The following is a 24243-nucleotide window of genomic DNA, read 5'->3' as shown; positions in this document are numbered from 1 at the left end:
TCTAGTGCGGGGCCGTAGCCGGATCGGGCCGGTCCCCGATCCGCCAGATCGCCAGCCACTGCACCGCCCCGGCGACCAGCAGCACCACGATCGCGGCGACGTACCCGCCGGTCAGGTCGATCAGCACCCCCATCAGCAGGGGCCCCAACCCGGCCGCCAGGTAGCCGATGCCCATGGCGAACCCGCTGGTGGCGGCGCTGGTCGCACCGTCGGGGGTGTTCCACGCGATCACCGTGAGGCCCATCGGGAAGCCGGCGCCGACACCGATCCCCATCAGCACCGCCCACGGCCATGGGCCGACGACGCCCGGCTCCGCCAGCAGCAGCGCGCCGAGCGTCCCGGCCAGCCCGCAGGCGAGCGTGAGCGAGCCCCAGAACCGCCAGCGTCGGCGACGTTCGGCCAGCACCGGGGCGAGCAGCGCGGCCGGGATCTGCGCGACGCTCCAGACCGCGAGCAGCAGGCCCGCGCGCTGCGGGCTCCAGCCGTGGCTCTCGTAGTACGGCGAGAGCCAGGTCAGCCAGCCGTAGAACATCAACGACGTCCCGGACATGTAGCAGGCGGCCTTCCGGGCGAACGGGTCCCGCCACGGCAGCCGCACCGATGGCGCGGACCGGTCCGGCCGGCCGACGCGCAGCGCCACCGGCGCCCACACCGCGCAGGCGACGACCGCCGGCACCGCCCACACCGCGAGCGAGAACGACCAGCCGCCCAGTCCGACCGACAGCGGCACCGCGACGGCCGACGCGACGGTCGCGCCGACCATCATCGCGACCACGTAGCCGCCCGTCACGGCGCCTGCCCGGGCGGCCAGGTGCTCCTTGACGATCCCGGCGAGCAGCACCCCGGCGAGCCCGATCCCGAGCCCGACGACGAGGCTGCCCGCGATCAGCGGGGCCAGCGCCGGGATCGCGCGCAGGACGCTGCCGAGCGCCACCAGCCCGACCGCGCCGCCCGCGGCGCGCTCCCGGCCGAACCGGACGCCGATCCCGGACCCGACGAACGACCCGACGGCCATCATCAGCACCGCCCCGGCCTGCACCAGGCCGGCGGCGCCCGAGGAGACCCCGAGCTGTGCCCGGACCGTCTCCAGCAGCGGCGGATAGCCCGCCAGGGCGGTGCGGAGGTTCGCGGCGAGGGCGAGCAGTCCGAGCAGGACGACCACCGGACGGATCCGTGTGGCGGCGGGGTCGGGAGAGGTCATGTGCCCGGTCGATCCGGGGTCAGCCGGGCCACCGCCGCGTCGATCCGTTCGTCCGACGCCGTCAGCGCGATCCGGACGTGCTCCGCGCCGGCATCCCCGTAGAACTCGCCCGGGGCGACGAGGATCCCTCTCTCCGCCAACGCCTGCACAGTCTCCCGGCACGGGCGGCCCGCAGTGGCCCAGAGGTAGAGCCCGGCCTCCGAGTGGTCCACACGCAACCCGAACGCCTCCACGGCGGCACGCAGCCGGGCCCGCCGTCCGTCGTAGAGCGCGACCTGGGCCTGCACGTGCGCATCGTCCGACGCTGCCGCGGCCAGGGCGGCCTGCACCGGGTGCGGGACGATCATCCCGGCGTGCTTGCGGATCTCGAGCAGCGCGCCGACCAGCGCCGGGTCCCCGGCGAGGAACGCGGCGCGGTAGCCGGCGAGGTTCGAGGTCTTGGACATCGAGTGCACGGCGAGCAGACCCTCGTGCCGGCCGTCGCAGACGTCCGGGTGCAGCACGGACACCGCGCCCAGCGCAGGGGCGGCCAGGCCGAGGTAGCACTCGTCCGACGCGACGGTGGCCCCGACGGCGCGAGCCGCCTCGACCGCGGCCCGCATCGCGGGGGCGTCGAGCACCCGGCCCGTCGGATTCGACGGCGAGTTCAGCCAGACCAGCCGGGTGCCCGCGGGCGGGGCCTCGCCGTCCGCCAGCCGGACCGGGGTGGCCCCGGCCAGCAGCGCCCCGACCTCGTAGGTGGGGTAGGCGACGGCAGGGACGCCGACGACGTCCCCCGCGCCGAGGCCCAACAGCGTCGGCAGCCAGGCGACCAGCTCCTTGGAGCCGATCGTGGGCAGCACCGCGGCCGCATCGAGCCCGGTGACGCCGAAGCGCCGGCCCAGCGACGCGGCGACGGCCTCGCGCAGCGCAGGCGTGCCGTGCGTCGTCGGGTAGCCGGGGATCTCCGCGGCCGGGCCGGCCAGCGCGTCGCGGATCACGGCGGGCACGGGGTCGACCGGAGTGCCGACGGACAGGTCGACGAGACCGCCCGGGTGCCGGGCAGCGAGCTCACGGGCTCCCGTCAACGAGTCCCAGGGGAAGTCCGGGAGCGCGACGGGACTCACTCGTCGTGCGACTGCGGCGCCAGGCTCAGGGCCGGCTCCACGTCCTTCTCCACCAGGCCGACCTTCGACGCGCCGCCCGGGGAGCCCAGCTCCTCGAAGAAGTCAGCGTTGGCCTTGGTGTACGCGCCCCACTGGTCCGGCACGTCGTCCTCGTAGTAGATGGCCTCGACGGGGCAGACCGGCTCACAGGCACCGCAGTCCACGCACTCGTCGGGGTGAATGTAGAGCATCCGGCCACCCTCATAGATGCAGTCGACCGGACATTCCTCGATGCACGCCTTGTCCTTGAGATCCACGCAAGGCTCTGCGATCACGTACGTCACGGGTCGTCCTCCAACTACGGCTGTGGAAACACTGTGCGGTACGCGCTCGGGCGCGTTCCACGCTGTGGCAGGTTAACCCGCGGGTCGTGGCCCCGGCATGGGAAGGTAAGCCTCAGTGACACGCGATGGAATCGACCTCGACGCGGTGCTCGGGGCGCGTGTCGCGCTCCGGCACCGGATCGGGGAACGGGACGGCAGGCCCCTTTTCACCGACGCCGTCGGCACCCTGTCCGACGGCGGCGGGGGCACGGTCGTCGTCGAGACCCGGAAAGGTGCGGTGCGGGTCCCGCGGGAGGCCGTCGTCGCGGTCCGCGCGGTACCCCCGGCACCCCCGCGCCGGGCCTCCTGGAGTGCGGTGACGCGGCTGGAGTCGTTGTGCGCGGACGCCTGGCCGGCGCTGGTCGACCGCCCGTTGGGCGCCTGGCGGCTGCGCGCTGCGGGCGGTTTCACCGGGCGCGCGAACTCGTGCCTGGCGGTCGGGGATCCCGGCATGCCGATCGCCGACGCGCTCGCCGCCGTCCAGGAGTTCGCGGCCGCGCACGAGGGCGTCCCGCCGCGGGTGCAGACGCCGATCGGCTCGCCGTGGTCGACCGCCGTCCAGCGCGCCGGCTGGGTCCTCGACTGCGGGCACGCCGCGGGCGCCGAGGTCGCGGTCCTGGTGGCGGATCTCACTCTGCTGACCGGCGCCGACGGGCGGGTGCCGGTCTCCCTGACCGACCGCGCGTCGTCCACCTGGTGGGAGTTCTCGGAGGGCGGCGCGCCGACGCGGGCGCAGCAGCACGTCCTCGACCCGGGCCCCGGCGGCCCGCCGACCGTCTTCGGCCTCGCCGGGCCGGAGCCGCTCGGGGCCGTGCGCGGCGCGCTCGTCGAGGACCACCTGCACCTGTCCCGGCTGTCGACGTCCCCCGTCGCCAGGCGCACCGGGGTCGGGACCGCGCTCACCGCGGCGGCCGCCCGCTGGGCGCTGGCGCGCGGCGCGAAGTGGGCCGTCCTGCAGGTGGCGCTGCACAACACCACCGCCCGGACGTTCTACGAGCGGCTGGGCTGCACCGAGCACCACCGCTACCACTACCTCACGCCCGCGCCAGCCGCTTCTCCGCGGCCTTCGCCGCACGCTTGAGGCCGGACCACTCCCCGAGGTACTTCCCCACCACCCCGACGACGGGCAGCATGCCGATCGCCTCGTGGTAGAAGCGGCCGTGCGGGCGCTTGTCCAGCTCGTCCTCGACGGAGTACAGCGCCCGGCCGAGCCGCCAGACCGCGGAGCCGATCCTGGCCACCGTCGGAACCGCGTCCTTCTCGCCGAGTTCCCCGGTGAGCTCGTCCGCCCTGCGGTCGACCGCGGCGTCCTCGGCGGCGTCCAGGGTGCCGGTCGGCGTCAGCTCGCGGCCGAACAGCACCGACGCGAGCAACTCGACGATCCGGTCCTCACCGTCCCGGGAGTCGATCCCGTGCTCACCCGCGATCGCGACGATCAGCAGGCCCTGTCCCGCGGCGCCGACGGTGGCGGACACCGGGAGCGTGCGGGCCAGCGCACCGCCGAGGCCGGGGATCGCCGCGACCAGCGTCGTGAACCGGCCGACCCGGTAGATCCACCAGTGCGAGCGGGCGTGCACGTCCATCGCCGACCACGCCGCGGTGCCCGGGACCTCGACGGACGCCAGCGTGTCCAGGATCCGGTCCTTGAGCGAGCGCTCCTCCTCCGCACCCGGGGCCGAGTGCACCCGTCCGCGCAGGCCGAACGGATCGGACTCCCGCAGGCCGGCGAGCACGGGCCGGGTGGCCCGCACGAACGGCCGGAGCACCCCGACGATCACCGAGTCGGGAATGGCGCCGTCATCGGACACGCGTGGTCTCCGGCTTCGTCTCGCCGTCGGCTGCGGCGTACGACTCGTCCAGTACCCGCCGCAACGTCAGCAGACCCGCGAGCAGGGCCGCGACGAGCAGCAGTAGGGACTGCCAGGTCTCCGGCAGCATCACGTCCCCGCCGGGCCCGGCGAGCCCGAGCACGCCGACGACCACCAGCCAGATCATCAGCGGCGACCCCGCCACCAGCGGCGTCGCGGCGACCGTCGCGGCCCCGCGGATCATCGCGGGCATGGTGCCGAGGATCAGCAGCGTGCCGAGCGGCGCGGGCACCGTGCCGACGTACGTGGGCTGGTAGAGCAGCTCGGCGACGGCGAGCGCGGCGGAGGCCGCCAGCACCGCGACGAGCGTCAGGGCCCTCACCGGTCGAGCCCCGAGAACAGGTCGTCCGCCGGGGCCGGACCCGCGCCGTGCGCCAGCACGTACTCCTCGACGTCGAGGAGCGGCTGCGCGACCTCGTTGCTCATCGCCAGTGCCACCGGGCCGTGCCCGCTGTCCCACACCGAGATCTGCGTGGCGTGCGCCCGCATCGCCTCGATCCGGGCGGCCCGGTGGGCGGTGACGTCCAACCGGGTCGTGACCTCGGCGTCCGGGACGCTGGGCAGCTCGTCCTCGCCCGGCGCCCGGAACGGCAGGCCGGGCAGCCCGACGATCTCGGCGAGCCCCTTGTCCAGGGTGGTCCGGCCGACGACGGCGTGGAACAGCCGCGCGACGACGTCGGGGCGGGCCTGCACCGCCGCGGCGACCAGCCGGTGGGCGCGGACGTGGTCCGGGTGGCCGTAGCCGCCGTCGTGGGCGTAGGAGACGACGACCTGCGGCCGCACCTCGTCCACGATCTCCAGGAGCCGGGCCAGCTGCTCGTCGAACGCCTCGGGCGCGGCCAGCGCGCGCGGGTGCAGCTCGGCCGGGGTCGCCGCCCACACGTCGCCGTGCCCGGCCAGCACCATGCCGCTGTCCCGCCAGTGCGCGGCGCCGCCGAGGTAGCGGTGGTCCGGCCCGCCGAGGGCGGCCAGCGCGCCCGCGAGCTCGTGGACCCGGTAGCCGCCGAGCTGGTCCGCCCGGTCCGGGGCCAGCTCGCGGAGCTCGGGCGGGATGACCTCGCCCTCCTCGCCGAGGGTGCACGTCACCACGGTCACGGAGGTGTCCGGGTCGGCGGTGTAGCGGGCGATGGCACCGCCGGTGGTCAGGGTCTCGTCGTCGGGATGTGCGTGCACCAGCAGCAGCCGACGCCCAGCTGTGCGTGGGAGCGTCACGAGCGCACTCTATGCGGCGGGGCCTGTGTGATGCTGCACGCGTGCAGCCTCCCGAGCGCCTGGACCCGGCCGCGTGCGCCGGCGAGCTCCTCGCCCTCCAGCGCGCGTCCTACCGGGTGGAGGCGGGGCTGATCGGCTCGGACGCCATCCCGGCCCTGCACGACACCGCGGAGACGCTCGTCGCGGCCGGGCTGACCTGGCTCGCCTACCGGGACGACCACGGCCTGCTCGCCGCCGCCGCGCTGAGCGGGACGGCCGAGGAGGTCGACCTCGAACGCCTCGTCGTCGCGCCCCGGGCGTTCCGCCGGGGCCTGGGCCGCCGGCTCGTCACCGCGGTCCTGGCGCACGCCCGGGACCGCCGGGTGGTCGTCTGGACGGGCCGGGACAACGCCCCGGCCCGCGCGCTGTACGCCTCGCTCGGCTTCACCCCGACCGACCAGCGGGAGGTGCTACCCGGCCTCGTGCTGGTGTCCTACGAGTTCCCGGCGGACCGCGCGACGAGCTCGACCTCGAAGCCGTCGGAGTTCTCCAGGTAGCCCGCGTAGTGCTCGGGCCCGCCCGCCCACGGGTAGCGCTCCGCGAACATCGGGGCCCAGCCGTGCGCCGGACCGGCGCCGACCAGCGCGTCGACGGCGGCCCGCTCGCCCGCGTGGAACGCCAGGTGGTTCAGCCCGGGACGGCACCGCTCGTGCGCCTCCCCCAGCTGGTCCGGGGAACGCTCGACGACGAGGTAGGTCGACCCGAGCCGCCAGCTGCGCCCGCCCGGCCAGTCCTGGAAGACCTCGTGCCCGAGCCGGCCGAGCAGCCAGCCCCATTCGGCGACGGCCCGGTCGAGGTCCGGCACCCACAGTTCGACGTGGTGCAGGACCCCGACCCGGGCGTCGGTCACCCGCGCAGGACCTCGCGCTCGGCGGCGTAGTGGCACGCCGCGCGGTGGTTCGCCACGTCGTTGTGCCGCACCAGCTCCGGGTCCTGCTCCAGGCAGGCCTGCTGCTGGCTCTCCGAGAGCACCTCCGCGAACTTCCAGCAGCGGGTCCGGAACCGGCAGCCCGACGGCGGGTTGGCCGGGTTGGGCACGTCGCCGACCAGGACGATCCGCTCCCGCTCGCGCTCGATCACCGGATCCGGGATCGGCACGGCCGAGATCAGCGCCTGCGTGTACGGGTGCTGCGGCCGCTCGAACAGCTCGTCCCGGTCCGCGATCTCGACGATCTGGCCGAGGTACATCACCGCGACGCGGTCGGAGATGTGGCGCACCACCGACAGGTCGTGGGCGATGAACAGGTAGGTCAGCCCGAAGTCCGCCTGCAGCTTCTCCAGCAGGTTCAGGATCTGCGCCTGGATCGAGACGTCCAGGGCGGACACCGGCTCGTCGAGCACGACGAACTTGGGGTTCAGCGCGATCGCCCGGGCGATGCCGACGCGCTGGCGCTGCCCACCCGAGAACTCGTGCGGGTACCGGTCTGCGTACTCCCCCGAAAGGCCGACCGTCTCGAGCAGGTCCTCGATCGTCGTGCCGGTGACCGTCCCGCCGAGCAGCTCGTACTTCTCCTCAAGGATCTGCCGGACCGTCATCCGCGGGTTGAGCGACGCGTAGGGGTCCTGGAAGACGATCTGCATGTCCTCCCGGGCCTTGCGTAGCTCCTGCTGGCTCAGCGCCGTGACGTCCCGGTCGCCGACCCGGACGGTGCCCGACGTCGGCTCGTGCAGCCGCAGGATCGCCCGGGCCGCGGTCGACTTGCCGCAGCCGGACTCCCCGACCAGCGACAACGTCGTCCCCGGTTCGATGTCCAGGCTGATGTCGTTGACCGCCTGCACCGCGCCGACCTCGCGCCGGATGAACACCCCGGACTTGATCGGGAAGTGCTTGACCAGCGACGTCACCTCGACGACCGGCCGGCCGCCGGTGGACGCCGCGGCGTCGACGGACGCGGCATGCGGCCGCGGGGTGTCGTGCGCGATCGCGACCTGGTCCGGGTGCACGCAGGCGTGCAGGTGCCCGGAACCCGGCGACAGGGGGACGAGCTGCGGGACCTCGGCGATGCACTCCTGCGTCGCGAAAGCGCACCGCGGGTGGAACGCGCAGCCCTGCGGCACCCGGGCGAGGTTCGGCGGCTGTCCGGGGATCGGCTCGAGGCGCTCCGGCCGCGAGTGGTCCATCCGGGCCAGGCTGGACAGCAGACCGTGGGTGTAGGCGTGCCGGGGCGAGCTGAAGATCTCGTCCGTCGTGCCCGTCTCCACGATCCGGCCCGCGTACATGACCGCTATCCGGTCCGCGTGGCTCGCGACCAGGCCGAGGTCGTGCGTGATCAGCACGATCGCGGTGTTGCGGCGCTCCTGCAGGTCCACCAGGAGCTGCATGATCTGCGCCTGCACCGTGACGTCGAGCGCCGTGGTGGGCTCGTCCGCCAGCAGGACCTGCGGGTCGTTCGCCAGCGCCATCGCGATCATGGCGCGCTGGCGCATGCCGCCGGAGAACTCGTGCGGGTACTGCCCCGCCCGGACGGCGGGATTGGGGATGCCGACCTCGCCCAGCAGGTCGACGGCCTTGCGGAACGCGGCCTGCTTGCCGATCCGCTGGTGGACCCGCACCATCTCCGCGATCTGGTCGCCGACCTTGAACACGGGGTTCAGCGCGGTCAGCGGGTCCTGGAAGATCATCGAGATGTCGTTGCCGCGCAGCTTGCGCTGCTGCTTCTCCGGCATGTCCAGCAGCGAGCGACCCTTGAGCAGCACCTCGCCGCTCGGGAAGACGGCGGGCGGGCTCGGCACCAGGCCGAGGATCGTCATCGCGGACACGGACTTGCCCGAGCCGGACTCCCCGACGATCGCGAGGGTCTCGCCCTCGTGCACGTGCCAGTTGACGCCGTCGACGGCCTTGACCGTGCCGGCAGGGGTCTCGAAGTGCACCCGGAGGTCCTTGACCTCGAGCAACGGCGAGCGGCGCTCGTCGCTGCGGGCACCGAGGACGTCCTCGCTCGCGAGGGCGGTGTTCTCGGACATCAGTTGCCCCCCGCAGCTTCGGGTCGAGGGCGTCGCGCAGGCCGTCGGCGACGAACGCGAACCCCAGGGTCGTGATCGCGATCGCGGCGGCGGGTGCGATCCACAGGAACGCCTTGCCCTCGACCTGCAGGAAGTTCACCGCCTGGGAGATGAGCCGGCCCCATTCGGGGATGTCCGGCGGGACGCCGATACCGAGGTAGGACAGCGACGCCATGGCGACCACCGCCACGCCGATGCTGGTGAACGCGTAGACGAACACCGGGGCGATGGCGTTCGGCAGGATGTGGCGGCGCACGATCCGCCCGTTGTCCGCCCCGATCGACCGGGCGGCCTCCACGTACTCCGCCTCGCGCAGGGCGAGCATCTGCCCCCGCATCAGCCGGCCGGTGGTGACCCAGCCGAGGACGACGAGCGCGACGATCACCGTGGCGACGCCGTTGCCGATCGCCCGGACGACGACGATCGCACCGATCAGCTGCGGGAACGCCAGGAACACGTCCATGATCCGGCTGATCACGGCGTCCCAGGCACCCCCCCTGAAGCCTGCCAGCGCACCGAGCGACACCCCGATGAGCAGCGAGAAGGCCACGGTGCACACGCCGACGATCATGGCGACGCGGACGCCGTAGATGATGCCGGAGTAGAGGTCCCGACCGAGCACGTCGGTGCCGAACCAGTGGCTGGAGCTGGGGGGCTGCAGCGTGTTGAGCAGGTTCTGCTCGAACGGGTCGTACGGGGTGATGAACGGACCGATGATCGCCAGCACGACCAGCACGGCGATGATCACCAGTCCGAGCATCGCGAGCTTGTTGCGCCGGAAGCGGCGCCAGATGTCGGCGAACTGGCTGTTCCTGCGCCGCGGGGTCTTCCCCGGGGTCACCGGGGTGTCGGGCTCGGGCGGGGCGATCTCGGCGGTGGGCAGTCCGAGCGCCCCGGCGGCCGGGTCGCTGGACGACGAGGTGGGAAGGGTCATGGGAGGGTTGGCTCGGTTCTCTCGAGTTGTCGCGGACGGACTCTTCGGCGCTGAGAGATCAACTGAGTCTGATCCGCGGATCGAGATAGGCGTAGAGGATGTCCACGACCAGGCTCAGCAGCACGTACACGACGACGCTGAAGACCACGATCGCGATGATGACCGGCGCGTTGCTCTGCACGATGGACCGCGACAGCAGGTAGCCCACGCCGTTGTACTGGAAGATCGTCTCGGTGATGATCGCACCGCCGAACAGCACGCCCAGCGAGATGCCGATGTAGGTGACGACGGGGATCAGCGAGTTGCGCATCGCGTGCTTGGTGATGACGGTGCGCTCGGGCAGGCCCTTGGCCCGGGCCGTGCGGATGAAGTCCGCTCTCAGCACCTCGAGCATCGACCCGCGCATCAGCCGGGCGATGAACGCGGCGTCGATGACGGCCAGCGTGAAGGCCGGCAGGATCAGCTCGTTGAGCCAGTTGACCTGGACCGTGAAACTTCGCGGGACCGGCGGGAACGGGCCCCAGCCGGACACGTTGGCCACCAGCAGGATGCCGATCACGAATGCGGGGACGCCGATCGCCAGCGTCGAGGTGACGGTGACCAGGACGTCCCAGAACGAGTAGCGCTTGACGGCGGCGATGACGCCCGCGCCGACCCCGATCAGCACGTCGAGCAGGATCGCGGCGACGGCCAGCTTGACCGTGTTCGGGATCGTCGCGGCGAGCAGCTCCGAGACGGGCCGGTTCTGGTTGAAGTCGATGCCGAAGTCTCCCCGGACCATGTTGCCCAGGTAGGTGAGGTACTGGACCGGCAGCGAGTGGTCCATGCCGTACTTGGCGCGGTTGGCGGCCGCGATCGCGGGCGGCACGGCCTTCTCGCCGGTGGAGGCGAAGGGATCTCCCAGGGCGAAGGTGGCCAGGAAGATCAGCAGGGTGGCGACGAGGATGACCAGGATCGCCTGGGCGGCTCGGCGCAGGATGAACTTTCCCATGTGAGGGGACTCCCGACGGAACACGGCGGTGACCCGGGGACTCTACGTCGCCCCGGGCCACCGCCTGATGTCGACTACGACCGGCTCACTTCGTGGTGATCGTGGCCAGCGTCGGGTTCTCGAAGAAGTCGAACTTGATGTTGGCGAACTTCGCCGTGTTGACCAGCCGGGACTGCTGGCGGGCCCACAGCGGGATGAGCGCCATGTCGTCGCCGATGGCGATCTTCTCGGCCTGCTTGTAGAGGTCGTTGCGCTTGGCGTCGTCCTGGGTCGAGGACGCCTGCGCGAGCAGGCTGTCGAACTGCGGGTTGCTGTAGCGGCCGCGGTTGTCGCCCTGGGCGACGTCCTGCGGGCTCGCGGCGCCGATCGCGGCGGTCGAGAGCAGCGGGCCGAGGAAGTTGCCCGCCGTGGGGTAGTCGGCACTCCAGGCCGCCCGGTAGAGGCCGGTGGCACCCGGGGCCTGCTCGTTCTTCAGCAGGTCACGGAACGGCACGCCGCTGTAGGTGACCTTGAGCCCGAGGTTGGTCTCCAGCTGCTGCTTGACCGCGGCGGTCCACTCCTCGTGCCCGCCACCGGTGTTGAACTGGAAGTTCACCGCGGTGCCGGGGACGAGGCCGGACGACTGCGCGAGCCTCTTGGCGTCCGCGACGTCGTACTTGCAGGCGGTGCACACACCCTCCTGGTACGCGCCCTTGAACGACGCGGGGATCAGCGCGGTGGCCGGGACCTGCGAGTTCTGGAACACGCCCTGGGCGATGGCGTTGCGGTCGATCGCCTCCGAGATCGCCTTGCGGGCGTCCGCGGTATCGAGGGGCTTCTGGGTGACCGAGACGAGCAGGTAGTTGATGCCCGCCGTCTTCTTGTTCAGCCACTCGCCCTGCGGGTCGTACTGCGCCCGGGCCTGGGCCAGGACGGGCGTGGGCATGCGCGCCCAGTCGAACTGGCCGTTCTGGAAGCCGTTGTACTCGGCCTGCGCACCCTGGTCGGCCGGGGTGATGGTGATCTCGACGGCGTCGAGGTTCGCCTTCGGGCCGGCGCCGTAGGTGTCGTTGCGGACGAGCCGGATGCCCTTGTCATGCTGCCACGGGCCGTCCATCTTGAACGGGCCGTTGCCGATCGGGAGGTCGTTGTAGGCCGTGTTGCTCGCCGGGCCGGCAACGGTCGGGACCGGGCTGAGCGCCGGATGCGCACCGCGGATCTCGAACTCACAGTCCGGCTTGGCGAGGGTGACCTTGAGGACGTTCGGGTCGGCGGCGTCGACACCGGAGAACGTGGTGGCGCTACCGTCCTGCAGCTGCGCGTAGCCCTGGACCTCGTCGAGGTGGTAAGCGGTGTCGGAGGCCGAGGCCTTGGCGGCGGTGCGCTCCCAGCCGCGCTTGAACGCCGCGGCGTCGACGACCTCACCGTTGCTGAAGGTCGTGCCCGGCTTGAGGGTGAACGTCCACTGGGTGCAGTCGGAGTTCGACTCCCACTTCTGGGCCACGCCCGGGATCACGGTGCCGTCCGGCTCGACCTGGACCAGCCCGGTGAACAGCTGCTTGTTGACCAGGATGCCCTCGGACTCCTGGGCGTTGTACGGGTCGATCGCCGTGGGCTCGACGATGCCGAGACGGAAGACGCCACCGGGCTTGCCCGGCACGTCCGGGGCGTCGGCCGTCTCCGGGAAACCGGTTGCCGCCGCGGCGGTCTGTCCTGAATTCTGGTTGGACTGCTGGGAGCAGCCCGCGAGCACGATGCTGGCCACCGCCGTGACCGCGACGGCAGACAGGGCTGCCCTCGATCTCCTCATCGACTTTCCTGACCCTTCGTTGCCGGGCCCTCCCGATCGGCAGACCCGTTCAGTTCGGTGCGGCGAGACGCGTCCCTGTGCTGAGACGGGCGCACCGCCCCGAGCAACTTAGGAATCTCGCAGGTCCTCCCGCCAGCTTCGTAACCAAAGGGTGATCAGGCGAGAAAACCGCAGATGCGAGCTTATTACCCACCGGTAACGATCAGCATGCGGGAGGCGATAAAGCGCTTCTCAGCCGTGTGGCGCGGTCCAGCGCTGGGCGCCCGTGAGGGGGCCCGTCGTCAACGGGCCGGGTCCGATCCCGGCCGTCGCCGCGTCGCCCGCAGTGGTGCTGACGACGAGGCCCACGGGCTGGAACAACGGCAGCGCGGGCAGCTGCGCCCACAGCACCCGCTCGGTCGTGGCCAGCTGTCCGGGGTCGGGGGTCGCGGCGTTCGCGAGGCTGTCCAGGACCGGCTGCAGGGCCGTGGAGCAGAAGGCCGCCGGGGTCGCCGGCGGGTTCGGGACGGTAGCCGTCGGGGTGGCGCAGCCGTAGTCCGACGCGAGCTGGGCCCCGAGGTCGCCACCGACCGCGCGGGGACGCACCAGGACGTCGACCGGGACCGCCGCGCCCGGCGCCGGGGCCCCCGACGAGAGGGTGGTGCTCGACGCCGTGGTCGGTGCGGTGGTACCCGTCGCGGCCGCGGCGGGCGTGGGGGCCGGGGTCGTCGTGGGCGCCGCGCTCGCGCCCGGCGAGGGGGCCGGGGTCGTCGTGGACGGCGGGGTGGCGGGCACCGTCGGCGCAGTGAACAGGTCCGCCGAGGGCGGGGCGACCACGTCGACCGTGATCCCCGCGGCCCGCAGCTGCTGCGCGACGAGCTGGGCCACCGCCACGTCGGTCGTCCGTTCGGCGCCGGCGCCGATCACGAGCCGCAGCGGCGTCCTGCCCAGGGACCACCGGCCGTCGGCGTCGCGCGTGTAGCCGGCCTCGGTGAGCAGCTGCTCCGCCGCCGCAGGGTCCGGGCGGGCGGGAGCACCCGCGGGCGCGGTGGCGGCGTAGCCCGGCTGGGAGGGGGCGAGGCCGAACGCGTCCGCGGCGAGCGAGTCCGGGGCGACGGCGGTGCGGATCGCCTCCCGGTCCACGATCGCACCTACGGCCTGCCGGACCCGGGTGTCGACGAGCGGGCCGCCGTCGGACCGCAGCCGGAGCTCGCTGACGGTCGGCCGCGGGGCCTGCTGTGTGCGGACGGCGGCGCCCAGCGGCGCGAGGGCGGCGCGGACCTTCGCGCCCGACGCCGGGATCGCCACCTGGACGTCCCCGGTGCGCAGGCCCTCGGCCAGCGTCGGCGGGTCGAGCCGGCGCAGCACGATCCGGTCCAGGGTGCTGGGGGTGGCCCAGTAGAGGTCGTTGCGCGCGAGGACGACCTCGCCGCGCGAGCGGTCCACCGTCACGACGCGGAACGGCCCGCCGGACACCGGGAGTCCGCCGGCGAGCGCGCCCGTCCAGGAACCCGGGGCGTCCTTGAGGATGTGCGCGGGCAGCAGGTCCGAGAAGAGGTGCGACCAGTTCGGGTACGCCTCGGAGAACACGACGTCGACGGCCTTGCCGCCGGCCCGCGAGCGCACGTCGGTGATCAGCTTGTAGCCCGCGGCGTCGACCGTCCCCGGCTGGGAGCGCATCTGCTCCCAGAGGTAGACGAAGTCCTCGGCCGCGATCGGCGAGTTCGACGACCAGGACGCCTGCACGTTCAGCTCGTAGCTGACCGTGAACGGGCTGGTGGAGGTGACCGCGGCGCTCGTCGCGATGGTCCGGTCGAGCTGCAGGTCCCCGTTCGCGTCCGGCCGGAACACCGAGGGCAGGACCAGGGTGGACAGCGCCGTCGTGACCGCGGACCGGTCCGCCGTCAGATGCGGGTTGAAACCGGAGCCCAGGTCGTCGACGCCGACGACGATCTGGGTCGACGTCGGGACGGGCGGCGGAGCGGGGGCGGGCGCGGGCTGGTCGACGGGCCGGTCGGTGCACGCGGCGAGGAACGCGAGCAGCGCCGCGACCAGCACGGCGAGCAGCGATCGCTCGGTCCTCACGCCCGTCCTCCCGCCGGGGCGGGCCGTGCGGCCCGCCGGGGGGCCATCGTCGCACCGCCGCACGACACCGCCCGGGCGGGGCGGATCGACTCCTCGATCGGCCCGCCCGGGCGGTGGTGGGTCACGCCTTGGACGCGTTGGCGGCCTTCGCCCGGGCACGCTGACGGCCACGCAGGTGCGAGTCCAGCTCGACCTTGCGGATCCGGACGTTCTCCGGGGTCACCTCGACGCACTCGTCGTTCGCGCAGAACTCGAGGGACTGCTCGAGGGTGAGGATCGTCGGCGGGGTGAGCTTGATCAGCTCGTCCCCGGTCGACTTGCGCATGTTGGTGAGCTTCTTCTCCCGCACGATGTTGACCTCGAGGTCCTCGTTGCGGGTGTACTCGCCGATCACCATGCCGTCGTAGACGAGGGTGCCGGGGCCCACGAACAGGACGCCACGGTCGGACAGCGCGTCCACCGCGTACCCGGTGACCGGGCCGCTGCGGTCCGCGATCAGCGAGCCGCGCAGGCGGTTGCTGATCTCGCCGACCCAGGGGCCGTAGCCGTCGAAGACGTGGCTGGCGATGCCCGCGCCGCGGGTGATCGTCAGGAACTCCGTGCGGAAGCCGATCAGGCCGCGGGACGGGACCCGGAAGTCCAGCCGTACCCGCGTCTCGCCGTGCACCATCTGGCTCATCTCGCCCTTGCGGGCGGCGAGCAGCTGGGTGACGGCGCCGAGGGACTCGGTGGGCACGTCGATCGAGAGCTGCTCGAACGGCTCGTGCACCTTGCCGTCGATCATCTTCGTGACGACCTCGGGCTTGCCGACGGTCAGCTCGAAGCCCTCGCGGCGCATCGTCTCGACCAGGATCGCCAGGGCCAGCTCGCCACGGCCCTGGACCTCCCAGGTGTCCGGACGCTCGGTGGGCAGCACCCGGAGCGAGACGTTGCCGACCAGCTCCGACTCCAGCCGGCTCTTCACCTGGCGTGCGGTGAGCTTGGCGCCCGGGTGCGGGTCCCGGCCGACCAGCGGCGACGTGTTGATGCCGATGGTCATCGAGATCGCCGGCTCGTCGACGTGGATCCGCTCGAGCGCGATCGGGTTGTCGGGGTCCGCGAGCGTGTCACCGATGGTGACGTCCGCGATGCCCGCGACGGCGACGATGTCGCCTGCGTAAGCGGCCTCGGCGGGGACCCGGGTCAGGGCCTCGGTGCGCAGCAGCTCCGTGATCTTGACGCGGGTGACCTTTCCGCCCTCCTGCATCCACGCGACCTGCTGGCCACGGCGGATGACGCCGGCGCGGATGCGGCAGAGCGCGATCCGGCCGAGGAAGTTGGTGGCGTCGAGGTTGGTGACGTGCGCCTGCAGCGGCGCGTCGGGGTTGTCGGCGGGCGGCGGCACGGTGTCCATCAGGACGTCGAACAGCGGCTGGAGGTCCTCGGAGTCCGGCAGCTCGCCGTCGCCGGGCCGGTTGCGGCTCGCGCGCCCGGCGCGGCCGGACGCGTAGACGACCGGGAGGTCGAGCAGCCGGGCGGTGGCGTCCTCGTCGAGCTCGAGCTCGTCGGCCAGCTCGAGCAGGAGCTCCAGCGACTCGTCGACGACCTCTTCGATCCGCGCGTCGGCGCGGTCGGTCTTGTTGACGACCAGCATGACCGGCAGGCCTGCGGAGAGGGTCTTGCGCAGGACGAAGCGGGTCTGCGGGAGCGGGCCCTCGGAGGCGTCGACGAGCAGCACCACGCCGTCGACCATGGAGAGGCCGCGCTCGACCTCGCCCCCGAAGTCCGCGTGGCCGGGGGTGTCGATGACGTTCACCGTCACGCCGTGCCAGTTGACAGTGGTGTTCTTCGCGAGAATGGTGATGCCCTTCTCGCGCTCGAGATCGCCGGAGTCCATCACGCGGTCCACGAGCTCCGCACGCTCACCGAACGCACCGGAAGCGCGCAGCATGGCGTCGACAAGAGTGGTCTTTCCGTGGTCGACGTGCGCCACGATGGCGACGTTGCGCAGCTCGTGCCGCGCGTCGGGAAGACCGCGATCGGCGGTCTCCGGGGCGGCCTCGAGAATGGATCCGGGTGTGGTCACACTTCACGGTATCTCGTCCGAACCCTGGACCCCCGCCGTAGGTCAGCCTAGGCTCGCCTCACGATGGGCAAGGTGAAGAAGAAGTGCTGCCGCTCGAAGCCGAAACGGTGCAAGAACTGCCCCGTGGTGGCGCTCCGGATGACGAAGATCGACAAGCTGGATCTGCGAGGTAAGGAGCTCGCGCGCGCGATCAAGGCCGCCCGCGTCTACTGAGTCCGCGGGCCGTCCGGCCGGGCTGTTGCGCGACTCCGCATGCCCTCTGACCAGCGATTCCGCTACACCACCCGGTACGGGTGCGCTATCGCGCAGCCGATTTCCGATCATGGTTCGCGGCGTTCCTCCGGAGTCTCCGGCGCGGGTCGGCCGCTGCGGCGGAACGTCGTTTCGGCCCACTACACCCTGGCGGTCCGGAGCGCTCGCCCTCGGGCGTGGATCATGGCTGGACGATGACCTACTTCACACAGTGATCCAGCGCTCTCTCGACCGATCCAGTGCCCTTTCCGGCGATCACGAGACCGTGCGGGCCCGGCGGCCGCGCCCGATCGCGTGCACGATCTCCGCCAGCACCGCCCGCGGCCGGCCGACGATGTCGTGCCAGGTGAACCGGAGCACCGTCCAGCCGCCTCGCGTCAGCACGCTGCGCCGCCACAGGTCCTGCCGGCGGCGGGCGTCGTCCACGTGGCCCGCCCACCCGTCGACCTCGAGCGCGAGCCGGTACTCCGGGAACGCGACGTCGACCAGGAACCCCGAGAACGGGAAGTGCGGCCGCCAGCCCGTGAGCCGGGCCTCGCGGAGCAGGTCGGCGAGCCGCCGCTCCGCCGCGGACGCCGAGTGGTCCGCGGCGGTGGTGAGCAGCGCCCGCATGGTCGACGAGCCGTGCGCGCCGAGGTTGCGGTGGTAGGACTCGAGGACCTCGGGGAACGTGGTCGAGACCTGCAGGGCCCGGTCCAGGAACGGCCGTCCCTCCGGCCCGAGCTCGACGGCGGCTTCCAGGACGGTGAGCGGGACCGCGGTCACGGAGACTCCGAGCCGGGAGGTCAGGTCGGCGGCCTCGAGCTCCCGCCGCCGGACGCCCACGCCCGGCCGCGCCCGCGGGCACCGGGCCCGCGGAACCGTGACCTGCACGTTCTCCGGCAGCGCGGTGGCGATCCCGTGCCACCACGCCGCCGCGACCCCGGACAGCACGGCGTCGCCGCCCGCCCAGAGCACCGCGCTCCGGACCCGCACCTCGTCCGTGGGCCGGTGCGCGGAGTCCAGGTAGACCTGCGGGTGCAGCGGTTTCCAGCGGCGGCTCGCGAGCCTGCGGTCGATCGTGTCCGCCGACAGGCCCGCGGCGCGGGCCTGCCGCCGGGTGATCACACCGGCCTGGCGGCGGAGGTGGACAGCGACGCTGAGGTGCGGGGTGACCGTCATGACCACCTTCGACGGGCCGCGGCACGGGCCGGTTCCGTCGAATCCGAGGATCACCGGTTCGGCGCAGCGCGGCGGGGTGGGCGGCGCCCGGGGCGCCCACCCCGGTGATCGTCGGAAGCGGCCCGGACACGGCCACCGAGGGCCGCATCGGGGTCGCGTCCGGTGATCAGCGGTCCGCGAGCAGTCCCTGCAGGTCCGCGACGACCGCGCGGTCCGCCTCCACCCAGCCCAGCGTGGCCAGCTCCCCCGGACACACCCAGCGGATCTCCAGGTGTTCGAGCGCCTGCGGTTCCGCGGCGCCCGGCGCGGGATCCGCCACGTACACCCGCACCAGCGCCCCGCAGACGGGCAGGTCGGTACCCAGCCGTTCCCGGGCGACCGCATCGGTCCCCAGCTCCTCGCGGCACTCCCGGGCCAGCGCGTCCGCCTCGCTCTCCCCCGGTTCGACGCGTCCGCCGGGCAGCTCCCAGCGCCCGGCCAGCTCCGGGGGGTACGACCGTCGTGCGGCGAGCACCCGGCCGTCTCGGACCAGCGCGGTCGCGACCACGACCGAGCCGTCGGCGAGCGCCGCCGCGCGCTGGGCGAAGGCGACGGCCCGGACGTCGAGGATCTTCCGGATCAGCCGCCGGACCAGCACGACGTCGCCGACGCGGCCGAGCGGGCCGAACGGGGACGTCCAGGCGATCTCGTCGGTCAGCCGGGTCCCGCCGTCCTCCTCGGTGAGCGTGGTGGTGTGGGTGAGCGCGCGGGCGAGGCCGCCGACCAGCACGGACGTCATCCCCTCGGGCGAGACCCGCAGGATGCGGCTCCGGAACGACAGCCGGACGCCGGGAAGGACGCGGCCGACGAGGACCGCCTCGTCCCCGGGTGCGAGCAGCCGGACGGACGACGAGAAGTCGTGCCCGGCCCGGGCGAGGGCCTCCCGCGCGGCCTCGGAGTCCCGGAGCATGCCGGCCACGAGGCGGCGCGGGGCGTCGACGAACGTCGTGCAGCGCTGGACGGGCATGCGCGTGATCGTGTCAGGCGGGCCGGGAGACCCCGACTCGCGCGGTCCCCCATCGCGACTCGCCCGGTCCCTCAGCGCGACTCGCCCGGTCCCGGACCGCGACTCGCGCGGTCTCTCGTCGCGACTCGCGGGGTCAGGTGGGGGTGGGCCAGCGGACCTCGAGGCGGGCGCCGCCCCAGGCGGACTCCCCGGCGACGACCTCGCCACCGCGGCCGCCCACCAGCGCCTCGACCAGGGCGAGACCCAGTCCCGCGTGCCCGCCGTCGGCCTCGGGGGCGAGGCGGGTGAAGCGGTCGAAGACCCGGCGGCGGTCGTCGGCCGGGATGCCGGGACCGTCGTCGGAGACGACGAGCCGGGTGCGCCGTCCCGCCGGGAGCACCTCGACCCGGACCAGCGTGCGGGCGTAGCGGCGGGCGTTGCCGAGCAGGTTGTCCAGCACGAGGCCGATCTCCGCGGGGCTCGCGGCCACGGACGCCGCGGCGGGCGCGACCAGCTCGACCGCCGGGCCGTCCTGCCCGGCGCGGGCCACCGCGAGCCGCGCCGCGCCGACCAGGTCCACCGGCTCGGCGGCGGGCCGCCGCCCGGCGTCCGCCCGAGCGAGCGCGAGCAGGTCCGAGAGCAGCGCGGACAGCCGTTGGGCCTCCCCCGCGACGTCGCGCAGCGTCTCCTCGGCCAGCGCCGGATCCGGGTGCGCGACGGCGACCTCGGCCTGCGCGCGGATCGCCGCGACCGGTGAGCGCAGCTCGTGCGCGGCGTCCCCGGTGAAGCGCTCGAGCCGGGTGACGGCGTCGTCCCGGCGGGCGAGCAGCGAGTTCAGCTCCTCGGCGAGGGACCGCAGCTCGTCCCGGGCGACGGGCACGGGAAGCCGTTCCCCGGGCGGGAGCGCCGCGGCGGCGGAGCGCATCCGGTCCACGGGCCGCAGCGCGAACCGGGTGGCGACCCACGCCGTCGCCGCGACGATCGCGGCCACCAGCAACGCCGCGAGCAGGAAGCCGACGGCCGCGCGCGCCAGCAGGGTCGCCCCGCCGACGAGGTCCCCCGAGGCCAGGACCAGCTTCGTCGTGCCGTCCGGCATCACCACCGGCTCCGCGACCCAGCGAATCGCCTCCCGGCCGCGGAACACCGACTCCGCCTCGCCGGCCGCCAGCCGGCGGACGTCCCGCGGCTCCAGCGGGAGCGGGCCGCGGCCGTCGACCGCGTTCCCGGCGACGTCCACGATCCGGATCGACGGTGCGATCCCCGGCGCGTTCACGGTCTCCCCACTCGTCAACCGGCCGGCGACGATCTCCGCCTGGCCCCGGAGCTCGGCGTCCGCGGCGCCGAGGAGCGTGGTGTAGAGCAGCCCGACGCCGAGCCGGCTCAGGGCCAGCAGGGCGACCAGCGCGACACCCCCCACCACGACGGTGATCCGGACCCGCAGCGAGCGCCGCCGCCACCAGGCCCGCAGCCGGACCGCGCGTCGACTCATCCGCGCCGTCTCACCCCGTGCCGACCAGGTAGCCGTGCCCGCGGACGGTGCGCAGCAGGTGCCCGGCCCCGACGGCGTCGAGCTTGCGCCGCAGGTACCCCACGTAGACCTCGACGACGTTCCGGCTGGCCGCCTGCTCGTCCCCCCAGACCAGCCGCAGCAGCTCGTCCTTCGCGACGGCCGTGTCCGGCCGACTGGCGAGCGCGTGCAGCAGCTCGAACTCCCGCGGGGACAGCTCGATCGGCGTGGCCTCCCAGGTCACCGCGCGCGACGCCGGATCGACGACGAGCGCGCCGAGCCGGACCCGCCGGCCGGTGCGGCCGAGCGTCGCGTCCCGGCGCCGCAGCATCGCCTTGAGCTGGGCGACGAGCACGACGAACGAGAACGGTTTGACGAGGTAGCCGTCCGCGCCGAGGTCCAGCCCGTCCGCCTGGTCCACCTCGCCGTCCTTGGCGGAGAGCAGCAGGACGGGGGTGTCCACGCCGGCCGCGCGCAGCTGCTCCAGGACCCGGTAACCGGAGAGCCCGGGGATGATGATGTCCAGCACGACGGCGTCGAAACTGCCGGTCAGGGCCGCGCGCAGGGCGGACGGGCCGTCCGCGAGGGCGACGACCTCCATGCCCTCGGCGGTGAGCCCGCGGGTCAGCGCCGTGCGCACCCCGGGCTCGTCGTCCACCACCAGCACTCGTGCCATCGGCCGAAACGTACCGGTCGCCACCGGCAGGGAACGGACACGCCGGCTCAGAACACTCTCAGCGACTCAGAACACTCTCAGCCGTGATGCGTCAGGCTGAGCACATGACGGCAGGACGTGCGTGGTCACGGATCGGTGTGGGAGCGGCGCTCGCGGGTGCCGTCGGGCTCGGGCTGATCGCGGTCCCGGCGGGCGCCGGGGCCGCGCCGGAGCTTCCGCCGGTGTCGGCGGAGGACCTCGTGAGCTCGGTGCTGACGGCGAAGCCGGGCCCGTTCAACGGGACGGTGGAGCTGGACAACGCGCTCGGCCTCCCCTCGATCCCCGGCGCGCCGGCGCAGCTGGCGAACGGCACCAGCACCGCGCGGGTCTGGTCCGGTGACGACGGCAAGGGCCGCCTCTCCATCCCGTCGGGCTCGGACGAGAAGACGGTCGTCGCGGACGGGACCACGGTGTGGATCTACGACTCCGCGGACCGCACGGCCGCCAAGCACACCGGCACGCCCGGGGAGCGCGCCCCGGACCAGCGGTCCACCACAGACCCGACGGCCGCGGCCGCGCAGGCCATCCAGACCCTGGGCAAGACCAGCACGATCACCGTCGACGGCACCGCCGAGGTCGCGGGGCGCCCCGCCTACGAGCTGGTGCTCGCGCCCCACCCGACCGAGCGCACCCTGCTGCGCGAGGTCCGGATCGCCGTCGACGCCGAGAAGCGCGTGCCGACGCAGCTCACCGTGCTGGCGAACGGGTCGACCGACCCCGCGCTGGAGATCGGCTTCACGGACCTCACCTTCGGTCCGCAGGACGCCTCGCTCTTCACGTTCACCCCGCCCCCCGGCACCACGGTGACGGACGAGCCGGCTCCGGCGGACAAGCCCGAGGGCACCCCCGACCGGAGCGGCCCGCCCGCCGGCACCACCGTCGTCGGCGACGGGTGGGACACCGTGGTCGTCGGGAAGGCGCCCACAGCACCGCAGGGCCGGCCGGATCCCGAGGACCAGGGCCCCGGCGGTGCCACCCCTGACCTCTCCTCGCTCGGCACGCCGGTCAGCGGAAGCTGGGGCAGCGGGCGGCTGATCACCACCGCCGTCGCCAGCGCCATCGTCACCGACGACGGCCGCGTCGCCGCCGGTGCGGTGCCCGAGCAGGTCCTCACCGAGGCCCTCGCCAAGTGAGTCTGTCCACCGATGCCACCCCGGCCGCCGCCCCCACGGCGGCCGGGGTGGCCCCGTTGGCCGCGAAGGCCGTCGGGCTCCGCAAGGTGTACGGCCGCACCGTCGCCGTCGAGAGGATCGACCTCGAGGTCCCGACGGGTTCGGTGCTCGGCATGCTCGGCCCCAACGGCTCCGGCAAGACCACGCTGATCCGGATGCTGCTCGGCCTCACCCGGCCCAGCGCGGGCACCGCCGAGCTGCTCGGCGCGTCCGTACCCGACGCCGTCGCGAACGCGCTGCCGCACGTCGGCGCGCTCGTCGAGGGCCCGGGTTTCCACCCGTTCCTGTCCGGCCGGGAGAACCTGCGGAGGGTCGCGTCCGCCGAGCCGCTGCTCACGAGCACGCAGATCCCCGGCGCCGTCGGCACCGCGCTGGAACGGGTCGGCCTCACGCACGCCGCGGACCGCCGCTTCCGCGGCTACTCCCTCGGCATGAAGCAGCGTCTCGGCCTGGCCGGGGCACTGCTGGTCCCGCGCAAGCTCGTGGTGCTCGACGAGCCGACGAACGGCCTCGACCCCGCGGGCACCCGGGACGTCCGGCGGATCATCGGCGAGCTGCACGCGGGGGGCGCCACCGTCATCGTCTCCTCGCACCTGCTCGCCGAGGTGGAGGCGACGTGCACGCACGTCGCCGTCCTGCAGTCCGGGTCGCTCGTCGCGGCCGGCGAGCTGCGGAGCCTGCTCGACGCCGGGACCGGCGGCCTCGTCGTCGCGACCCCTGATGTCGACCTCGCGCTGACGACCCTGCGCGACGCCGGCGCGACGGCCTTCCTGGACGCGGGCGCCGAGCCCGCCGTCGTGGTGAGCGACGGGCCGGCCCCGCCGGAGATCGTCGCGCTGCTGGTCCGGGCCGGGGTGGCCGTGCACGAGGCGCGGCGCCGCCGGCCACGGCTGGAGGAGCTGTTCGCGCAGCTCACGGAGGGAAGTTCATGAGCACGTCGCTGGTGGAACGGGACACGGCGCAGCCGACCCGCACCACCGCCCCGCTCGGCCGGCTCCTCGCCGCCGAGGTCCGCTGGGTGCTCCGCCGCCCGCGGACGCTCGTCATGCTCGGCCTGTTCGCGCTGATCCCGATCCTGATCGCGGTCGGGATCGTGATCGCGGACCGGGAGGCGGGCGGCGGGCTGATCGGCGCCGTCGCCGGCAACGGCCTAGTCCTCCCGATCGTGGCGCTCACCCTGTCGCTGACGTTGCTGCTGCCGCTCGCCGTCGCGATGGCCGCGGCGGACGCGATCGCGGGCGAGGCCTCGCACGGCACGTTGCGCGGGCTGCTGCTCGCGCCCGTCGGCCGACTCCGGCTCGTCGGGGTGAAGGCGTTCGGGGTGCTCGTCGTCGCGACGCTGGCGGTGCTGGTGATCGCGGTCGTCGGGGTGCTCGCCGGGACGCTGATCGTCGGTGGCTCCGGCCAGGTCGTCACCCTGTCCGGGACGACGCTCGGCACGGGCGAGGCGCTCGGCCGGGTCGCGCTCGTCGCGGTCTGGGTGGTCGGGCAGCTGGTGGCGGTCGGCGCGGTCGCGCTGGCGCTCTCGTCGCTCACCGAGCACCCGCTGGTGGTGCTGGCGTCCGTGCTCGGCGGCCTCATCGTGTTCGGGGTGCTCGGCGCGATCCCCGCCCTGGACTGGCTCCAGCCCTGGCTGCTGACCTCGGGCTGGGCTGCTTCGGCCGACGCCCTGCGGGATCCGCTGCCGCTGGGCGGGCTGGGCGAGTCCACGCTGCGCGCGCTCTGCTATCTCGCGATCGGGCTGGGGCTCACAGCCGTCAGGATGGCGCGCCGGGACGCGTGACCTCGCCGGGAGCGGCCCGGCGCGCCATCATGAC

At 73.6% G+C, this 24243-nt stretch carries 22 protein-coding genes and 1 pseudogene; 6 read left to right on the top strand and 17 right to left on the bottom strand.

The features are described from left to right. Position 1: 1 nt before the first annotated feature. Genes WBK50_RS03220 through fdxA form a run of 3 tightly spaced genes read right to left on the bottom strand, consistent with a single transcriptional unit; the run spans position 2 to position 2630 of the window. A complete protein-coding gene (locus tag WBK50_RS03220; protein ID WP_341334157.1) occupies positions 2-1201 on the bottom strand; it encodes an MFS transporter in 1200 nt (399 codons plus the stop codon). Beyond that, entirely contained in the window at positions 1198-2307 is a 1110-nt protein-coding gene (gene dapC, locus WBK50_RS03215; RefSeq protein WP_341334156.1) for a succinyldiaminopimelate transaminase, read from the bottom strand. The genes WBK50_RS03220 and dapC overlap by 4 nt, the downstream gene beginning before the upstream one ends. Next, positions 2304-2630 carry a ferredoxin gene (fdxA, locus tag WBK50_RS03210; RefSeq protein ID WP_341334155.1) on the bottom strand — a complete coding sequence of 109 codons (327 nt, stop codon included), beginning with the start codon at positions 2628-2630 and terminating at the stop codon, positions 2304-2306. Before fdxA ends, dapC begins: the two co-directional genes overlap by 4 nt. 115 nt (positions 2631-2745) lie before the next feature. On the opposite strand from fdxA, the gene WBK50_RS03205 reads away from it, so the two are divergent. Then, positions 2746-3750 (top strand): GNAT family N-acetyltransferase, encoded by a 1005-nt coding sequence (locus WBK50_RS03205; RefSeq protein WP_341334154.1) that lies wholly within the window; start codon positions 2746-2748, stop codon positions 3748-3750. On the opposite strand, the gene WBK50_RS03200 is transcribed toward WBK50_RS03205, so the two are convergent. From WBK50_RS03200 to mshB, 3 genes are read right to left on the bottom strand one after another with little or no spacing between them, the layout of a single operon-like run. Next, the gene (locus WBK50_RS03200) at positions 3704-4477 is read right to left on the bottom strand and encodes a hypothetical protein (RefSeq protein ID WP_341334153.1); all 774 of its coding nucleotides are present in this window, start codon (positions 4475-4477) and stop codon (positions 3704-3706) included. The genes WBK50_RS03205 and WBK50_RS03200 overlap by 47 nt on opposite strands. Beyond that, the gene (locus WBK50_RS03195) at positions 4467-4859 is read right to left on the bottom strand and encodes a hypothetical protein (protein ID WP_341334152.1); all 393 of its coding nucleotides are present in this window, start codon (positions 4857-4859) and stop codon (positions 4467-4469) included. The genes WBK50_RS03200 and WBK50_RS03195 overlap by 11 nt, the downstream gene beginning before the upstream one ends. Further along, the gene (gene mshB, locus WBK50_RS03190; RefSeq protein ID WP_341334151.1) at positions 4856-5749 is read right to left on the bottom strand and encodes an N-acetyl-1-D-myo-inositol-2-amino-2-deoxy-alpha-D-glucopyranoside deacetylase; all 894 of its coding nucleotides are present in this window, start codon (positions 5747-5749) and stop codon (positions 4856-4858) included. Before mshB ends, WBK50_RS03195 begins: the two co-directional genes overlap by 4 nt. Positions 5750-5790: 41 nt before the next feature. On the opposite strand from mshB, the gene WBK50_RS03185 reads away from it, so the two are divergent. Continuing rightward, on the top strand, positions 5791-6285 hold the full coding sequence (locus WBK50_RS03185) for a GNAT family N-acetyltransferase (RefSeq protein WP_341334150.1): 495 nt from the start codon (positions 5791-5793) through the stop codon (positions 6283-6285). Here the strand turns inward: WBK50_RS03185 and WBK50_RS03180 are convergent. From WBK50_RS03180 to typA, 7 genes and pseudogenes are all read right to left on the bottom strand, one after another. After that, a complete protein-coding gene (locus WBK50_RS03180; protein ID WP_341334149.1) occupies positions 6222-6638 on the bottom strand; it encodes a VOC family protein in 417 nt (138 codons plus the stop codon). The genes WBK50_RS03185 and WBK50_RS03180 overlap by 64 nt on opposite strands. Further along, positions 6635-8752, bottom strand: coding sequence for an ABC transporter ATP-binding protein (locus tag WBK50_RS03175; RefSeq protein WP_341334148.1), 2118 nt, complete (start codon positions 8750-8752; stop codon positions 6635-6637). Before WBK50_RS03175 ends, WBK50_RS03180 begins: the two co-directional genes overlap by 4 nt. 70 nt (positions 8753-8822) lie before the next feature. Continuing rightward, positions 8823-9725 (bottom strand): annotated as a pseudogene (locus WBK50_RS03170) (ABC transporter permease); the annotation flags it as partial. A 58-nt stretch (positions 9726-9783) separates the two neighbouring features. Next, positions 9784-10716: an ABC transporter permease gene (locus WBK50_RS03165; RefSeq protein ID WP_341334147.1), complete on the bottom strand. Its 933-nt coding sequence runs from the start codon at positions 10714-10716 to the stop codon at positions 9784-9786. Positions 10717-10801: 85 nt separating this feature from the next. Beyond that, positions 10802-12505, bottom strand: a complete 1704-nt coding sequence (locus WBK50_RS03160) for a peptide ABC transporter substrate-binding protein (RefSeq protein WP_341334146.1) — start codon at positions 12503-12505, stop codon at positions 10802-10804. 231 nt (positions 12506-12736) lie between these two features. Next, a complete protein-coding gene (locus WBK50_RS03155; RefSeq protein ID WP_341334145.1) occupies positions 12737-14569 on the bottom strand; it encodes an ABC transporter family substrate-binding protein in 1833 nt (610 codons plus the stop codon). 121 nt (positions 14570-14690) lie between these two features. After that, entirely contained in the window at positions 14691-16616 is a 1926-nt protein-coding gene (typA, locus tag WBK50_RS03150; protein WP_341339273.1) for a translational GTPase TypA, read from the bottom strand. A gap of 90 nt (positions 16617-16706) precedes the next feature. On the opposite strand from typA, the gene WBK50_RS03145 reads away from it, so the two are divergent. Next, a complete protein-coding gene (locus tag WBK50_RS03145) occupies positions 16707-16847 on the top strand; it encodes a hypothetical protein (protein WP_341339587.1) in 141 nt (46 codons plus the stop codon). Between the two features lie 294 nt (positions 16848-17141). Here the strand turns inward: WBK50_RS03145 and WBK50_RS03140 are convergent, their stop codons facing one another. The 4 genes from WBK50_RS03140 to WBK50_RS03125 all read right to left on the bottom strand — a co-directional run bounded on the left by WBK50_RS03140 (position 17142) and on the right by WBK50_RS03125 (position 21215). Next, positions 17142-18047, bottom strand: coding sequence for a DUF559 domain-containing protein (locus tag WBK50_RS03140; protein ID WP_341334144.1), 906 nt, complete (start codon positions 18045-18047; stop codon positions 17142-17144). Between the two features lie 166 nt (positions 18048-18213). Beyond that, positions 18214-19053: an NUDIX domain-containing protein gene (locus tag WBK50_RS03135; protein ID WP_341334143.1), complete on the bottom strand. Its 840-nt coding sequence runs from the start codon at positions 19051-19053 to the stop codon at positions 18214-18216. 133 nt (positions 19054-19186) lie between these two features. After that, positions 19187-20521, bottom strand: a complete 1335-nt coding sequence (locus WBK50_RS03130; RefSeq protein ID WP_341334142.1) for a sensor histidine kinase — start codon at positions 20519-20521, stop codon at positions 19187-19189. A 10-nt stretch (positions 20522-20531) separates the two neighbouring features. Next, positions 20532-21215, bottom strand: a complete 684-nt coding sequence (locus WBK50_RS03125; protein WP_341334141.1) for a response regulator transcription factor — start codon at positions 21213-21215, stop codon at positions 20532-20534. Between the two features lie 104 nt (positions 21216-21319). On the opposite strand from WBK50_RS03125, the gene WBK50_RS03120 reads away from it, so the two are divergent. From WBK50_RS03120 to WBK50_RS03110, 3 genes are read left to right on the top strand one after another with little or no spacing between them, the layout of a single operon-like run. Next, a complete protein-coding gene (locus tag WBK50_RS03120) occupies positions 21320-22387 on the top strand; it encodes a LolA family protein (protein ID WP_341334140.1) in 1068 nt (355 codons plus the stop codon). Further along, complete coding sequence (locus WBK50_RS03115) at positions 22384-23358, top strand: ABC transporter ATP-binding protein (RefSeq protein WP_341334139.1); 975 nt, start codon at positions 22384-22386, stop codon at positions 23356-23358. The genes WBK50_RS03120 and WBK50_RS03115 overlap by 4 nt, the downstream gene beginning before the upstream one ends. Then, positions 23355-24209: an ABC transporter permease subunit gene (locus WBK50_RS03110; protein ID WP_341334138.1), complete on the top strand. Its 855-nt coding sequence runs from the start codon at positions 23355-23357 to the stop codon at positions 24207-24209. Before WBK50_RS03115 ends, WBK50_RS03110 begins: the two co-directional genes overlap by 4 nt. The last annotated feature ends 34 nt before the right edge of the window (positions 24210-24243 follow it).

Source organism: Pseudonocardia sp. T1-2H (assembly GCF_038039215.1).
GTDB lineage: Bacteria > Actinomycetota > Actinomycetes > Mycobacteriales > Pseudonocardiaceae > Pseudonocardia.
Note: the sequence above shows the minus strand (reverse complement) of the source record. Positions and strands in the feature narration are given on the sequence as shown.

Coding starts and splice junctions, on each gene's coding strand:
- WBK50_RS03165 (WP_341334147.1), bottom strand. CDS start 10,716: ATGGGAAAGTTCATCCTGCGCCGAGCCGCCCAGGCGATCCTGGTCATC.
- WBK50_RS03140 (WP_341334144.1), bottom strand. CDS start 18,047: ATGACGGTCACCCCGCACCTCAGCGTCGCTGTCCACCTCCGCCGCCAG.
- WBK50_RS03130 (WP_341334142.1), bottom strand. CDS start 20,521: ATGAGTCGACGCGCGGTCCGGCTGCGGGCCTGGTGGCGGCGGCGCTCG.
- WBK50_RS03125 (WP_341334141.1), bottom strand. CDS start 21,215: ATGGCACGAGTGCTGGTGGTGGACGACGAGCCCGGGGTGCGCACGGCG.
- WBK50_RS03220 (WP_341334157.1), bottom strand. CDS start 1,201: ATGACCTCTCCCGACCCCGCCGCCACACGGATCCGTCCGGTGGTCGTC.
- WBK50_RS03120 (WP_341334140.1), top strand. CDS start 21,320: ATGACGGCAGGACGTGCGTGGTCACGGATCGGTGTGGGAGCGGCGCTC.
- WBK50_RS03135 (WP_341334143.1), bottom strand. CDS start 19,053: ATGCCCGTCCAGCGCTGCACGACGTTCGTCGACGCCCCGCGCCGCCTC.
- WBK50_RS03160 (WP_341334146.1), bottom strand. CDS start 12,505: ATGAGGAGATCGAGGGCAGCCCTGTCTGCCGTCGCGGTCACGGCGGTG.
- WBK50_RS03175 (WP_341334148.1), bottom strand. CDS start 8,752: ATGTCCGAGAACACCGCCCTCGCGAGCGAGGACGTCCTCGGTGCCCGC.
- WBK50_RS03110 (WP_341334138.1), top strand. CDS start 23,355: ATGAGCACGTCGCTGGTGGAACGGGACACGGCGCAGCCGACCCGCACC.